Raw genomic sequence first — 14,821 nt, 5'->3', positions numbered from 1 at the left:
GGGACCACGCGGCTGAGTTGTTCGGCGACGGTTCTGTCGAAGACCGTTACCACCAATGGGACGTTGGGCCGAATGTGCTCGGTCGTCAGTGCGTAGCGCAGGGACTCGACGTCGTCGTCGAGCAGGACCGCGACTCCCGCGACTTCTCCGTCCAGCGCACCGCGCAGTTCCTCGTCCGTGGGCCGGCCGAGATGGCAGACACGGTGTCCGGCCGACTGCAGCGAACCGCACACCCTGCGCGCCATGTCGGCGCCGATCACCACGAAGTACCGTCCGGATGCCCCGTGTTCAGCACCGAAGGTGTCCTGGCTGGAGGGATGGTCGTCGGCGCGTTCGGCGTCTCGGGGACGGCCGAGGTGTTCAGACAGCGAAGGCACAGTCATCGGAACGGTAGGGGGCGCAGGGTCGGCAGCGGGGGTCTCCGCAGCCGACACAGCGGACGAGCAACTGGCCGCAATGGGAGTGGAGATGGGGCGGACGTCGTGAAAGGAGCAGCTCTGGCGGCGATGCATCCCCGGAGCTTTCGGGGCTCATGGTGTCCCTATCACGAAGGAGCGTCGGCTCAGTCAGGAACGTTGGCCTGCCCCGGTGGTGGCCGATCCGGCACGGCCGGGCCACCACCGGGGCTCTTGGAAGGGGCCTGGGATTCGGTGTACCCCGGACAGCCGCCTGGTGAGGCAGCAGAGCAAGGGGGAGGCGTGCTACCTCACACCGGGTGACGGCGCCCGCTGGGTACGCCGGCCCCTTCGCGTGGGAGGGGAGCGCCGGGGATCGCCCGGCGCGGAATGGCACGCTCTCAGACGTTAGAAGCGCTCCCCGCTTAGCACCATGAACAGATGTCACAGCCCATGGGCCCAGTTTCATACAAATGCTCAATTGCATGCGCGAGGCTGAGCGGATCTCCGACGGGCGCGATAAAGGCGCGATTATTCCGAGCAATACGGGGTGTACAAGCCTCGAACTCCCGCTCTAACGTCTGGGGCTCTGCGGGGAGTTCGGGCCGCCTCACCTTGGCACTCCGGATTGCCCGACCGCTGGAACAGCCCGAAGCATCTCTTGCGGCGTCCGCTCTAACGGGTCGCGCGGCGCCGAAGCGCCACGCCGCATATCTCAGGGCTCAGCGTCGGCACGCGCTGCTTTCTCTCACGTCGCTTCAGGTGGGCAGTTGCGCCTGTCTGGAAGCTCCCCGACTCCTCCGAATGGAGAGATTCTCATGAGTGCGCATCCGACAGCCGGCAGGGCTGGCACGACAACCCAGGGTGAGCCTGGAGAGTCCCGCACCGAGGGTCCCAAGGACCCGCAGCACCACCAGAGCTCGAAGAACGAGCTCGAGGCAGGGCTCAAGAACCGGCATCTGTCGATGATCGCGATCGGCGGTGTCATCGGGGCCGGCCTTTTCGTCGGATCCTCCGCGGGCATCGCGGCCGCAGGACCCGCGATTCTGCTGTCGTACGCCCTTGTCGGCGCGATGGTCGTCTGCGTCATGCGGATGCTCGGAGAGATGGCCGCGGCGAATCCGACGTCCGGCTCCTTCTCCGCCTACGCCGACCGGGCGCTGGGCCGCTGGGCCGGCTTCTCCATCGGCTGGCTGTACTGGTTCTTCTGGGTCGTGGTGCTCGCCGTCGAGGCGACCGCCGGCGCCGAAATCCTCAACGGCTGGGTCCCGGCCGTCCCGCAGTGGGGCTGGGCGTTGCTGGTGATGGTGGTGCTCACCGCGACGAACCTGATCTCAGTCGGTTCGTTTGGGGAGTTCGAGTTCTGGTTCGCGGGGATCAAGGTGGTGGCGATCGCGGCGTTCATCGTGCTCGGCGCCCTCGCGCTCAGCGGCATCCTGCCCGGAGCACACGAATCCACATCGAGCCTGTCCAACCTCACTGCCCACGGCGGATTCATGCCCAACGGGCCAAGCGCGGTCCTCACCGGCGTGCTGCTGGTCGTCTTCTCCTTCATGGGCAGCGAGATCGTCACCCTCGCCGCCGGCGAGTCCGCCAACCCCCGGACAGCTGTCACCAAGGCCACCAACAGCGTGATCTGGCGCATCGCCGTCTTCTACCTCGGCTCGATCCTGGTCGTGCTCACTCTGGTGCCGTGGAACTCCAAGGCGATCACCGAGAAGGGCTCCTACGTGGCAGCGCTCGACGCGGTCAGCATCCCGCATGCAGGGCAGGTCATGAACGTCATCGTGCTGACCGCGGTGCTCTCTTGTCTCAACTCCGGCCTGTACACCGCCTCCCGGATGGCCTTCTCCCTCGGGCAGCGCGGCGACGCCCCCCGTTCCTTCGCCCGCACCAGCCTCCGTGGCGTCCCCATGGCGGCAATCCTCTCCTCCGTCGCCTTCGGCTTCGTCGCCGTCTTCTTCAACTACCAGTGGCCGGACACCGTCTTCGCGTTCCTCCTCAACTCCTCAGGGGCCGTAGCGCTGTTCGTCTGGCTGGTGATCTGCTTCGCGCAGCTGCGGATGCGCGGAATCATCCTGCGCGAGTCGCCGGAGAAGCTGGTCGTACGCATGTGGCTCTTCCCGTATCTGACCTGGGTCACCATCGGCGTGATCCTCTTCGTGCTGGTCTACATGCTCACCGACGAGACCGGACGCCAGCAGATCCTGCTCTCGCTACTGGCCGCCACGTTCGTCGTCGCCGTGGCACTGGTACGCGAGCGCCGAGCCCGGAATCATCACGCGGTGGCTTCGCAGGAGCACCGCCGCCGCTGAACTGGCAGGCGCCAGCCGTCAGCTCCTTTATCTGCCTCCCGGGGGCGGCGCCGCACGGTGCCACCCCCGGGAGGCATGACGGCTGACCAGCTGCTCGCGTCGTGGCTACTGCGACGCGAGCAGGCTCGAAAGAGTGTACGCGAGCGGCTGACTTCCCTTCTTTGCGCAGAACGTGAATGACCCGCGAGTATCCGTGTCGAGCGCCTGACTCCATGGATTCATTCGTGCTCTTCGGATCGTGGAATAACTCAGCCAGCACCGGATAAATTCTGCGGGCCGCAGTTCGTCCCGCTCCGGCTGATACGGTCGAATGAATTCAAGATCTGAATGAAGAATATCGGCTGAGCGACAATCCGTGGGAGAGCGTGTTCGCTACTGCTCTCAGCGCAACTGAGAATGATGGGCAAGGACGTCTCAAGGAATCCCCCTGAGGCCTCATTTGTTCTTACCCAGGGAAGGGCGCAAGTGATTTGCAGGGTCAGTTCACCCACAGACGTAGACGTATGTTCCATCACCTGCGACATGTGCGACCACCTGCGGCGTCTGCTCCGGCGGCCGCGGCGCCCTGAATGGTGCATGAGCACGGGAACGCCGTGGGCACCTCGGCCGGCTATCACGGGAACACAATCGGCGAGAGCGGACAAGTGCTACGTCCTCCGGCGGACCGGCGGGACGGCAGACGGGCCGAGAAGGCCCAGCCGGCCCTGACGGCCAAGGACCGAAGTTCCGCGCCGCCGGCACCGTCAACGGCAATTCCACCCGAACGTCACCGTGCGTAGCGACGCTCTCCGGTTGACGCACTACGGCCAGAGCAAGGGAGTGACCGTGATCGAGAACACGAGCCTGATCCGCAACACGGGTTCCTGCGCTCTGCGCCATCCGGGCAACGGGACGGCGACCAACCATCCCGTCGACTGGTCCTCTTGCGGCGGCAAGGCTGAACTGCCTGTCCCGCGCGGAGGGGTAACAAGGAGTCGCGTCGGGCGGCGGACCATGCCATGGAACGGCACTGCCACCGGCCGCACGGATGCGCTGAACTGATGGGCCCTGCCCACGGAGCCACCACGATGCCTCCGGCCGCCGGCCCCCCGGGTGCACCAGGGCATGCCGGATTGCTGGAGCCCACCCTTGAGTTCGCTCTCCTCGGCCCGCTCGAAGCCCGCCGCGGAAGTACGGGGCTGGGGCTGGGGCCACCCAAGCGGCGCGTGCTGCTGACCCGGCTGCTCATCGAGGCGGGGCGTCCCGTACCGGCCGACTGCCTGTGCGAGGACCTGTGGGAGGGGCAGCCCCCTTCCGGCGCAGTCTCCTCGCTGCACGCTCATATCAGCCGGCTGCGCGGTGTACAGGAGCCGGACCGTGGCGGTCGAGGCCAGGCCAGAGTGCTGGTCAGCGGCACCGCCGGCTACGCGCTCACCACCCCGCCCGGCGCCCGTGACACCCACCGCTTCGAGTCAGCCGTGAACGCGGCACGCCGGTCACTGGCGCGGCGCCGGCCGTGGCAGGCGCGGTGCGACATCGAATACGCCCTGAGTCTGTGGCGGGGTGGCCCGCTCGCCGAGGCCGCCAGCCATGCGTTCGCCGCCCACGAGATCGTCCGGCTTGAGGAAGCCCGGCTTGCTGCCGAGGAGTTGCGCGCCACGATTCTCTTTCACGAGGGCGACATCCCGGGAGCGGTGATCGCCGCAGAGGAACTCACCAGGCGGGATCCGCTTCGGGAGGCAGCGTGGACGCTGTTGCTGCGTGCCCTGTACCTGTCCGATCGGCCAGCGGAGGCAGTGCGGCGCTATGAGACCGTACGCGCGGTGCTGGCCGAGGAGCGCGGTGTCGATCCAACTCTCCGCCAGACGCATCTGGCGATCCTCAGGCAGGACACGGCTGCGCTGGCTCCTGCCGCTGCGGCTCCTGTGGCCCTGTCCGGCCCTTTGCCGGCAGGTGCGCCGGACATCTCTACGGCCGCCGACCCAGCGGCGGATCGGGGCCCTGCGGCGGAGCCCCGGACGCGGTCCGGACCCGACGTGGCTCAAGGCGCGGGCGGGGCCGTAGTACGCGCACGGGGCCGGCTCTCCCCGGCCGTGGACCGGGGGCATCCCACAGCGATGAACCGGTACGGCCAGGCGCCTGCCGTGGTCCCGGGGGAGTGGTGGTCGGCGCCTCGCGCATCGGACGGCGACCCGAGCGCGGCCGTGGCTCTGCTCCGTTCCCGTCGTGCCGTGCCCGGTTTCCCCCGTGGCGCGCAGCCCGTTGTGGGACGGGCCGGGCAACTGGCCATGCTGGATGAGGTGCTGAACAACGGCGCAGCGGGACAGACCAGTTGGGTCGTGCTGTCCGGGGAGGCGGGCGCCGGACGGACGCGGCTCGCGGCGGCATCCATACGAAGGGTGCTCAAGGCACGCACGGCCGAACTCGGGGAGGAGTCAAGGGCGTTGCTGGACAGCGTCGCGGGCGGACGGCTGGACCCCGAGCTGGCCACGCGAGTCGGAGACACCACTCGCGAGGAGTCGGTGGCGCTGGTCGACGGGGCTGTCACTGCCCGCTTGATGGTCTGGGAGGACGGTGGTCTCCCAGACCGCTCCGGCAGCGGGTACCAACTGCCGGAGCTGGCGCGCGAAGTGATTCTGAGCGAGCTCACCACCTCCCGCACGCAGGTCCTGCACGCCGCTTTGGCCCGCGCGCTGTCCGAGCTGCCGGGCCGCCACGATGTGCAGGTGGCGCGGCACCTTTTAGCGGCCGGTCCGCTGCCCCGCGAGGACCTGACGCTGGCTGCCCTGAAAGCCGGTCACCGCCCGGCGCTGGAGGGGCGGTACACCGAGGCCCGGAAGTGGTTTCAGCAGGCCGCGGCCGTGACCCGGCGGCCGGACTTACGAGAGGAGGCGGTCGAGGCTATGAGCGTCTGCGAGCGCCGACTCACCTGCCGGAGATCTGCGGCAGGTCAGCTCGGTGTGACGACGGTGGGATGGCTTGGCCCATCCCGTAGCAGAACCTTCGACGTGGGGGCCCTGTGAGGCGCCCATGGATGGTGGAGTGATATGTCCATGCGATACGGCGTCACCGGCGGCAGTCTTTCCAGCGACCCCGTGGCAGACTCTAATGCGGACCGTGCCGGTGACGGTTGGTATGTATGGCGCGAACGGCAGGTCCGCAGAGCGCCGATGCAGTCAAAGCCGGCTGCGCGGATGCCGTCAGCGGGTGAGAGGCTGGCTGCACCCGGCATCGACTCTCTCTTGATCTCCCTCGACCCGCGGTGCAGCGGCCAACTGGGGCGCGGGTTTCGCGCCCCGCGGCTCGTGCCGCCCGCGGCTCACCTCTGGGGCTCGCATCAGGCCTACGAAGAGCTGCTGATCCGGCGGCGGCCGCTGGTGCTGCTGGACGTACCCGGTCCAGAGTGGACACACGACCTCGTCCAACGGGTCACCGTGCTGCGGCGGTTGGCTTCGCTCATCGTTCTTGTTCCCGAGGGCGCGGACGCAGCCGGTCTGCTGAACGCCGGTGCGACCAACGTCATCCGGCGGGACGTGCCGGCCCAGGAGCTGGCCAGCAGGCTGGCGTCCGATCAGCACTGGCTCGCGGCGACGACACCACCGAGGTCCGGGGAGCACCGTTTTCCCCCGCCCGATGCGCTACCTGCGCTAACGAAGCAGAGGCTGCTGATGCGCCTCTTGCTGAGCGTCCAGCAGCCCTGGTGCTGTCATGATCTGAGCCTGCTCCTCGGCCCGGCGGGCCGGCCTCTGAGCCGGTCGACGCTGCGTGCCCGGATGCTCCGGCTAGGGACCTGGCTGGGTCCTCTGGGGCTGACCCTGCGGAGGACCGGAACGTGGGGGCGTCTCGTGTATACGGTCTCGCGTCTCGACCATCCCGACCGGGCGGGCACACCCGTGGCATCGCATAGCAAGGTTCGCCTGCCGGACTGCTCCTCCACTGCTCATCGCTGACGTCGTAGCAGCTGGCAAGTCACCGCCAAGTGGAAAGCAAGAACCCTCACAAGGATGTCTCGGAAAGCTCCAAGCCACGAACCGAGGTTGTTCTGCATGATCACGAACACACCCCATCCGTCCTCGTCGGTGCCCGCGGCCAGCTATGACATGTCGAGGAACGAGAGCTGTTTCGGTCCCCTGCCCGGCGTTGCGGATGCCGTCCTGGAGGCAACGGAGCGAGTCAATCAGCACCGTGATTTCTTCGCCTCGGGGCTGTCCATCGCGCTCAGCGACGAGCTCGGCGTACCGGCGGCCCATGTCGTACCGGGCAGCGGCTCCGCCGCCCTCCTACAACAGCTCCTCGGCGTCTTGGCGGCAAAGGGCGGGGACGTGGTCCATGCCTGGCCCTCTTTCGAGAGCTATCCCGTGATGGCTGCCAACGCCGGCAGGCGCCCCGTGCCCGTCCGACTCGACGATGGCCGCCACGACCTCACGGCCATGGCTGCGGCGGCCACGGAGCGGACCCGCGTGATGCTCGTGTGCAATCCCAACAACCCCACGGGTACGGCACTGCGGCACCAGGAGCTGAAGGACTTCCTGACGGCCCTGCCACGCCACGTGATGGTCATCATCGACGAGGCGTACATGGATTTCGCCGACCCCACTGAGATCGCCGATGGCATCGAGCTGTACCAGGAGGACGAACGGGTCTGCGTGGTACGGACGTTCTCCAAAGCGTACGGGCTGTTGGGGGCGCGCGTGGGCTATGCGGTCGCCCATCCATCGACGGTCGCCGAGTTGCGTCGGACTCTCCCCTTCTTCTGTGTGAACACCCTCGGTCAGGCCGCGGCGCTGGCTGCTCTGCGCGCCCAAGGGGCCATGCGCATGCGGTGCGCCGCGGTCGCCACCGAACGAGACCGGCTCCGCTCCGAGCTGATGGCGCAGGGGTGGCAGGTGCCGGAAAGCCACAGCAGTTTCCTCTGGCTCCCGTTGGGTGCCGTAGCTGTCCGCTTCCGGGACTTCTGCGCCGAGCACGGTGTGTCCGTGTGGGCACTGCCCGGCGAGGGAGTAAGAGTCACGGTCTCCGAGCCAGTCGCCAACGATGCGTTCCGCAAGGCTGCCGACGCATTCATCAGAGCCGAGCCGTCAGAGGAGGGTGACCGGTGACCGTCCTGCCTGTGGTCGACCTGGGTCAGGCGTCAATCGAGGTGCTCCACAAGGAACTTGGACAGCGCTGGCAGTCACGTGGGCAGCTCCTCCACGAGATCTCGCGCTACGCGCTGCTGCCGCCGGGCAAGCTTCTCCGCCCCCTGCTGTGCATGGAGTCGGCGAAGGCTGTAGGGCGCGGCGATGTATCGGCAGCCTTGCCCGCCGCGCTCGCAGTGGAGTATCTCCATGTGGGTTCGCTGATCCACGACGACATCATCGACGACGATCACCAGCGCCGTGGCCGGCCGTCCGTGTACGGGCGCTATGGCATGACCGACGCCATCGTTACTGGTGATGCGCTCTTCCTGCAGACGTTCGCGGTGCTCACCGAGCTGGGCGACACGGAGGTGCCCGCCTCCGCGGTGGTCAGCGCCGTCCGGATACTCGCCGAGGCCGGCGTCGACATCTGCGAGGGCCAGACGCTCGAGGGCCAACTCGTCGGCGACATCCGGTGCGGGCTGGGCAGTTACCACCGGATGGCCGAGCTGAAGACCGGTGCTCTCTTCCGCGCCGCGTGTGAGTCCGGTGCAGTGCTTGCCGGTGGCCCGCCGCAGCTGGCGGAGGCGATGCGCGGTTATGGCCAGCACCTGGGCGTCGCCTTCCAGATGGGGGACGACCTCCTGGCGTACACCAGCGATGACGACCTCACAGGCAAGGCCGGTACGAGCGACATCGCCACCCGTCGCCCCACGTTTCCGCTACTGATCGGCTATCAGGCCGCAGCGCGACCGCACCGCAGGCGTTACGAGGCGATCTTGAGCGGCGAGGTGCCGGCTGCCGAAGCCCGGGCCGAGCTGAGCGAGATGGTGGGGGCGACGGACGCACTCGAGCTGGCGCGCTGGCACGCGCAGCGTGAAGCGGACCGGGCGAAGGACATGCTCACCGATCTGCCGGCGAGCGCCAGCGCCGACCTTCTCGCCGCCATCGCGGACTCGTCCGTCGCCAGAGAGTACTGACCGAGGTGCCCGACGCCAGGGCCGGAGCCCCATCAAGGAGTTGGTCATCGGCACGTCCGGCCGGGTCGGGGGGTACGGTTCACGGGCCCGGCCGGTCGTACGAGCTCGCGGCGCCGTTGGTGGTCGCGGCCGACGGGATCGGATCGAAGTTGAGGCGGGCGACCGAGGGCCGCCGCCCGGCGTGACGAATATCCGCACCGTCTGCTGACCTTGGGAATCACCGACGCCCCGGAGAGGCCGGACGACTTCTCGGCCTACGTGTCGGACCGGGGCATGCGGCTGTGCTACCCGCTGCCCGACGGACGCGTACGGCTGTATCTCCAGGTCGGCCAGGACGAACTGCGCGGGCTCGCACCGGGTGAAGTCGCTCAGTGGTGCCGTGAGGCGCTCGCCGAGGTTCCCGCGCTGCGCCCGCTGACTGAACCGGCGCTCGCCGCCCTTGACCACAGGCAACTGCTGCCGGCCTCGCGGTTTCTCGCCGACCGGCTCGCCGCCCCCGGGCTGGCCCTCGTCGGTGAGGCGGCGCATGCGGTTCATCCCATGGCCTCGCAGGGGATGAACAGCGCCATCGCCGATGCCGCGCGTTGGCCCTTCGTGAACCAAGATGCATGCCCGGACGGCGTGGATTGCGGAACGATGTCCGGAGTAATTGCCATCGCAGGTCACTAGCAGCCATGCCGCCGGATCGAGTGACCGCGGACACAAGAAATGGCGGGCTTTTCCAGCGGCGCCAGGTCTTCGTGTCAACGTCGGTGAGTGTCAGCCATGGGCCAACAATTCAGAAGGGCTGGCGACCTGAGGGTGAGTCGAGTAGGTGGTCCGTCCGCTGCGAACCTCAGTGTGGATCGCGGTGTCAAGAGTGGCCGCGTAGGGCGCCAGGCGGAGTACGCGGGCATGGAGTGTGGCCCGGCTGAGCCAGCTTTCGGCCGATCCGAGCAGCAGGCGCAGGTCGTGACAGCACCAGGGTCCGGGCCTGCACAGCAGCAGTTTGAGCAGCCCCCTCTGTGAACTGTGATACGGGGGGTCGGAGGGGGGCAGAAAGACTTGGTCTCCTCCTGTCGGCTCCGCCGCTCTCAGCCCGCGCCAGTCGTTGGCCAGATTGACAGCAAGTTGCATGGCAGGGAGGTGGCGGTCGTGGACGCTGTGAGCGTTGGCGTCGTAGAGGGGCATGGTGTTGGTGCCGGCGGGCACGAGTACGCTGACCGGCGCCAGTCGGCTCAGAATCCGGATGCGCTGCCCCAGGTATTCATTCCACCCTGGGCCAGGAACGTCCAGGACTGCCATGGGATATCTGCTGTTCAGAAGGTGTTCGTAGGCGTGGCTCGAACCCCAGGGGTGGGAGCGCGCCGGGAACGACTGCGTGCTCCACAACTCGCCCAGCAGCAGCGCGCTGTCGGTCAGGTTCAGGGAAAGGACCGTCGGTGCGTTGAGCGGGCAATGTTCAGCGAAGCGGTGCGTGAAGCGCGGTACTGAAATGGGCTGCATGCGATCGACCAGTGTTCGGTTGAGGTGATCAGGGATTTGCCGGGCGGGTACGTCTCCGTTGAGATGCCGTCCGCCGCCGGTCACGGTCGCCGCCGAGCCGTCTTCACCGTGTGCGCGTGCCAGGTCGCGGGCGCCATGAGCGCACCCCCGGACGTTCAGGTCAGGCCCTGCCGGACGCGGCTGATGTAGCGCCGGTACTGCCACGCTCCGAGTGTCCTCAGCAGGGAGCGGATCAGCAGCGGGATTGTCTTGAGAAGCATCGCCCGCTCCGCAGGGTGGGCATCTTCCAGCAGGGCGCCGAATATCAGCGACAGCTGCCTGCGGTTCATTACGGCGAGACCGTGCCAGCAGACCGCTGCCCACTCCGACGGCGACAGGTGACGCTCGACCAATGGGAAGATCCAGGACTCCTCGCCATCAAGGTAGCCAAGCAGTGCGTTTCCGAACTGCTCCAGTGCGCTTGCGAGTTCGTCGCGCCTCTCTGCCGTCGCGAGGAAGCGGTCAACCAGTGGCTCGACGTGCGAGCCAAGTTCCTTGATGTGCTCGTGCTGGTTCTGCATCCGCTTGACCACTTCCCGTTCCGGTGTGGTCCGTACGAGCAGCAGTGGCCACAGCATCGCGTCCTCGCCGCCGTGGTGCATGTGCAGCATGCTCAGGATCAGGCGGGCGTGCTTGCCGACCACAGCAGCGCGTGCGGGGGCTCCAGGAGGCACATGGCGTACCAGTGACGGCAACAGCCGGAATTCGCGGCGGAAGGCTCTGTGCATCACCACCATCTCCTCGATCGGGGGACGCCCGCCCAGGACACCTGGTGCGCTCATCGAATGTCCTTTCAGTGTGGTTTTCTCTGCGTCCCGTAATGCGGCCCACGGGCGGGGCCGAGAAATTCCTGAGGTAGGCCGTGAATTCCCGGTCGCCGGACCAAGCGGCCTGTGCTGACAGCAGGCGGCGTTCCCCGGGGGGCCCGGCGGTGCCCCCACAGCACCGCCGGGCCGGTTACCAGGCGCTGACCACTCGGGGGAGGTGGCCACTCGCCCAACTGGGTCGGGCCCTTGGCTGCCGGCCGCCGATTCGGTGTGCGCTTCAGGAATTGCGCTACTAAATCGGCCTAGTCGACTTCTTCCGACGCCAATTCACCTCCACCGGACGTGAAATCCTGTTGGAGGCTGGCGGGCCAGTGGTTCTGGATATTCGTCCCTGGATCCCTTGAGCCCGTCCCGTAATTAACGTGCCTGACCTACGGACTCATCTGCAAGCGCGTTTGGCGGGAAAAAAGAACAGTCAGCGGGGATTAATTCAGTCTTGTCGCTACGCCGCAGCATCATCCTTTCCGGTAAACGATCCGAGCAGTGGAGCGGATTAATGCTGCTTCGAAGTTGGCTAGCCGGTGGAATTCCACGGGGGCGGTCGCAAGATGGACGACGGATCCCGGGAATCGGGCAGCACGAGTTCGTTCACGGTAGCCCCGGGGGGCGTCAGCCCTCGGCTGCCGGTCGGGAACGAACCCGCCGTCGTCCGGGCATGAGACTTCCGAATACCCCTGGGCTGACCTGTGCAGAAGGGGGCGGCTGCGCCGCAGCTTGGGCCAGTCAAACAAGTGATTTCCTGAACATATCGCACATAACAGTACATGCCTGGCACGGACGAGGCGTTGGCGAGACACCCAATGGATGGTCCGACCTGTTCACGAAGGCCTTTCGAACCGGCAGCCAATCCACCTCGAAGGCCGTCGGGTGCGTCCGGGCGGAAGAGGATTTATTCCAGAGGGCTTGGACAATTAATCGGGCAGTATAGGGAGTTGAATGCTGTACTGTTCCTCGCATCGCAGCCGGTGTCGAGCCTCCGCAGTAAGTCGAATCGCGTGGGTGCCGACGCGCACGCAGAAGGTGGGGGTTCGTGCAGTGATTACCAGTCGAGCACGGGTGGCGCATGCAGGTCGGGCCGCAATCATTCTGATCACTCTCGGCGGCCTGCTCGCATCGTGCGGCGGGTCTTCAGGTCCCCGGGGTCCGCGGGACGACAAGGCCATCAACGTGTTGATGGTGGACAACCCGCAGATGAAGCTTCTGCAGAAGCTGACTCCGGAACACTTCACCAAGCGCACGGGCGTCAAGGTGAATTTCAAGACGTTGCCCGAGAATGAGCTGCGGGAACGCGTGCCGAGAGACTTCGCGAAGCGCGGTGGCCGCTATGACGTGGCGACCGTCAGTAACTACGAGGCCCCCTTGTATGGCAAGAAGGGCTGGCTCCACCCACTGGACGGTTTCATTGGATCAGGGGGTATCGACGACCAGCAGGACATGCTGCTGTCCATGCAGCTGTCGCTGACCGGACCTGACGGGAGGATGTACGGGCAGCCGTTCTACGGTGAGTCCTCCTTCCTGATGTACCGCAAGGACGTATTCAAAAGCCTCGGACTGTCCATGCCTGACAAGCCCACGTGGCAGCAGGTGGCGGATCTTGCGGCGAAGGCTGACGGCCGTGTCGATGGCATGAAGGGGATCTGCCTGCGCGGGCTTCCTGGCTGGGGGCAGATGATCGCGCCGTTGACCACGGTCGTGAACACCTTCGGCGGCACCTGGTTCGACGATAGCTGGAAAGCCCGGCTCGACGACCCGGAGTTCACAAAGGCAGTGAAATTCTACGTCGATCTGGTTCGGGAACACGGTGAGTCGAAGCCGACCGAGAGCGGCTACACGCAGTGCCTGGACGGAATGAAGCACAGCAAGGCCGCCATGTGGTACGACGCCACGGCGGCCGCGGGTGAGCTGGAGGCGGATTCCTCCCCCGTCAAGGGCGACATCGGTTACGTAAAGGCGCCGGTTGAAAAGACTGATTCCTCCGGCTGGCTGTATACGTGGGCGTGGGGCATGCAGAAGGGCTGCAAAGACAGCACGTCTGCATGGAAGTTCATTTCCTGGGCATCGAGCAGGAAGTACGAGGAATTGGTGGGTGAGGAGGCCGGCTGGGTCAATGTGCCTGCCGGCAAACGCCAGTCCACCTACGACGTTCCTGAGTACCGGAAGGCCGTCAAGCCGTTCTACCAGGCTGTTGAGTCGTCTATTCGTGAAGCTGATCCCCGTCACCCGGGGCTTCAGCGCCGTCCCGCTCCAGGAATCCAGTTCGTCGGCATCCCGGAGTTCGCTGATCTGGGCAACCGCGTGTCGGAGGAGCTGGCCGCCGCGATCGACGGTCGGCAGTCGATCGATGAAGCCCTCGAAAACTCACAGCGGATGGCCGAACGGGTCGGTTCGAAGCACAAGAAGTCCGCCGAATAATCCGGGCTTTCGCTCTCCTCGCGACGCCCTTCGGGCGCGTTCTCGAGATCTGCGTTTAATCCGGCTCACCGCCAATAAATACAGCAGCTGCGGCGTGTAGTGTGGGCGCCCGGCAGCGATGAGAACGTGCACGGCGGACTGAGTTTCCGGGAAAGGGTGAAGGAGTGAGAATTTCCAGGACGACGGCAAGGCGCTGGACGGTTGGTATATCCCTGACAGTTCTGATGCCGCTGCTCGCAGGGTGCTCGTCGATCACCAGCGACGGGGAGAGCACGCACAACCGGAAAGTCGGGAAGTCGAGCAGCGGGCAGCAGGGGGACTCGTCCGATGAACAGCCGAGCGCGTCCCCAAATTCCCCGCCCGCGGGGCCCGCTGATCGATCCACCGCGCAAGGAGCGGTGAAGGCGTGGGTATCCGCGGTCGTGCAGAATCACTCCAGGCAAGCCTGCCTGTTGATGACAGGGCCGAGCAATGACGGCTCGGAGCCCCGGCCGAACACCAACGCGCAGTGCGACGGCTCGGGCGGGCGTGAGACCAAACAGCGGGTGCGTCGGCTGCACAAGAGCTTGAGGTCTGACCACCCGGGGAAGCCGCCGTCGGTGAATGTCGGTACGGTGCGTCCTTCCGGGAACAGCGCGGTGGTTCTCGGGAAGAAAGTCACCGTGGACGGAAAGACACTCAAGGACATGGTTCTGTCGCGTTCCAGCGGTGCCGAGGAGAGCGAGGCCGAAATGACGGTCAACGCGCTGAAGTTCGGGAGGTTGTGGTATATCACCGATCTCCATCTGTCCACGGACTGACCGTTCTGCGGGAGCTCACACAAGGGCGGGGAGGGCGTGGTCCTGGAGTGTGGCCGGGCCATGATCAGTTGCTGGCCAGGGATGGTGCCCTTGAGGTTGGCGTAGCGAATCTGGAGCGAGCCGAGCCGTGGATGGTGGAGCGTCGTGTTCCGCGAGCGGATCGGCCGGACCTCCATCTCCTTCCAGTCGCTCGTAGTAGTCGACGGAGACATTGGCCAGCATGGCGACCTCCGCGCGTCGCAGACCGGGGGTCCGGCGCCGGTCGCCGACCGTCAGACCGACATCGAGAGGGCGCAGCGATTCCCGTCGCGCCCGCAGGAAGCTTCCGAGCTCAGTCTCCTTCATCGCCTGGGCCCCAAGTCATGAGTCTTCTCGGTCGTTACGGCTAGCTCGATGCCGCGCCGGGCTCGGCACGAGGGTCGCCGTGTTGAGGTTGCTCGATACGGAGCTCGAGGCCCTCAAGCGTCCGGTG

The 14,821-nt window shown here is 66.5% G+C and carries 11 protein-coding genes and 1 pseudogene; 9 read left to right on the top strand and 3 right to left on the bottom strand.

Translation table 11 applies throughout. From position 1 onward, the window contains the following. Positions 1-377: pseudogene (locus I004_RS0127710) on the bottom strand (hypothetical protein); the annotation flags it as partial. Positions 378-1,213: 836 nt separating this feature from the next. On the opposite strand from I004_RS0127710, the gene I004_RS36510 reads away from it, so the two are divergent. From I004_RS36510 to I004_RS36500, 7 genes are all read left to right on the top strand, one after another. Then, positions 1,214-2,710, top strand: a complete 1,497-nt coding sequence (locus I004_RS36510) for an amino acid permease (protein WP_051345516.1) — start codon at positions 1,214-1,216, stop codon at positions 2,708-2,710. A gap of 825 nt (positions 2,711-3,535) precedes the next feature. Further along, entirely contained in the window at positions 3,536-3,751 is a 216-nt protein-coding gene (locus tag I004_RS39690) for a hypothetical protein (RefSeq protein WP_158677128.1), read from the top strand. 71 nt (positions 3,752-3,822) lie between these two features. Further along, positions 3,823-5,712, top strand: a complete 1,890-nt coding sequence (locus I004_RS37775; RefSeq protein WP_158677127.1) for a BTAD domain-containing putative transcriptional regulator — start codon at positions 3,823-3,825, stop codon at positions 5,710-5,712. 24 nt (positions 5,713-5,736) lie between these two features. After that, positions 5,737-6,639: a hypothetical protein gene (locus tag I004_RS0127695; RefSeq protein WP_158677126.1), complete on the top strand. Its 903-nt coding sequence runs from the start codon at positions 5,737-5,739 to the stop codon at positions 6,637-6,639. A gap of 96 nt (positions 6,640-6,735) precedes the next feature. Continuing rightward, the gene (locus I004_RS0127690; protein WP_051345517.1) at positions 6,736-7,788 is read left to right on the top strand and encodes an aminotransferase class I/II-fold pyridoxal phosphate-dependent enzyme; all 1,053 of its coding nucleotides are present in this window, start codon (positions 6,736-6,738) and stop codon (positions 7,786-7,788) included. Beyond that, positions 7,785-8,786 carry a polyprenyl synthetase family protein gene (locus I004_RS0127685; RefSeq protein WP_028438148.1) on the top strand — a complete coding sequence of 334 codons (1,002 nt, stop codon included), beginning with the start codon at positions 7,785-7,787 and terminating at the stop codon, positions 8,784-8,786. Before I004_RS0127690 ends, I004_RS0127685 begins: the two co-directional genes overlap by 4 nt. Positions 8,787-8,996: 210 nt before the next feature. Continuing rightward, a complete protein-coding gene (locus I004_RS36500) occupies positions 8,997-9,455 on the top strand; it encodes an FAD-dependent monooxygenase (RefSeq protein WP_028438147.1) in 459 nt (152 codons plus the stop codon). A gap of 90 nt (positions 9,456-9,545) precedes the next feature. On the opposite strand, the gene I004_RS0127675 is transcribed toward I004_RS36500, so the two are convergent. Together I004_RS0127675 and I004_RS0127670 are read right to left on the bottom strand one after the other, a co-directional pair. After that, positions 9,546-10,355, bottom strand: a complete 810-nt coding sequence (locus tag I004_RS0127675; protein ID WP_158677125.1) for a hypothetical protein — start codon at positions 10,353-10,355, stop codon at positions 9,546-9,548. A 71-nt stretch (positions 10,356-10,426) separates the two neighbouring features. Beyond that, entirely contained in the window at positions 10,427-11,092 is a 666-nt protein-coding gene (locus I004_RS0127670; RefSeq protein ID WP_078511873.1) for a hemerythrin domain-containing protein, read from the bottom strand. 1,083 nt (positions 11,093-12,175) lie between these two features. Between I004_RS0127670 and I004_RS36495 the strand changes: the two genes are divergently transcribed. Then, positions 12,176-13,549, top strand: coding sequence for an ABC transporter substrate-binding protein (locus I004_RS36495; protein WP_486580486.1), 1,374 nt, complete (start codon positions 12,176-12,178; stop codon positions 13,547-13,549). A gap of 398 nt (positions 13,550-13,947) precedes the next feature. Further along, positions 13,948-14,349 carry a hypothetical protein gene (locus tag I004_RS0127660; protein WP_028438144.1) on the top strand — a complete coding sequence of 134 codons (402 nt, stop codon included), beginning with the start codon at positions 13,948-13,950 and terminating at the stop codon, positions 14,347-14,349. Positions 14,350-14,821 lie beyond the last annotated feature (472 nt).

This window comes from Streptomyces sp. TAA486 (genome assembly GCF_000426165.1).
This window is presented reverse-complemented; position numbering and strand designations above follow the sequence as displayed.

What these genes read in the sequence shown, in the direction of transcription:
- I004_RS36510 (WP_051345516.1), top strand. Translation starts at nt 1,214, where the DNA reads ATGAGTGCGCATCCGACAGCCGGCAGGGCTGGCACGACAACCCAGGGT.
- I004_RS0127695 (WP_158677126.1), top strand. Translation starts at nt 5,737, where the DNA reads ATGTCCATGCGATACGGCGTCACCGGCGGCAGTCTTTCCAGCGACCCC.
- I004_RS0127690 (WP_051345517.1), top strand. Translation starts at nt 6,736, where the DNA reads ATGATCACGAACACACCCCATCCGTCCTCGTCGGTGCCCGCGGCCAGC.
- I004_RS0127670 (WP_078511873.1), bottom strand. Translation starts at nt 11,092, where the DNA reads ATGAGCGCACCAGGTGTCCTGGGCGGGCGTCCCCCGATCGAGGAGATG.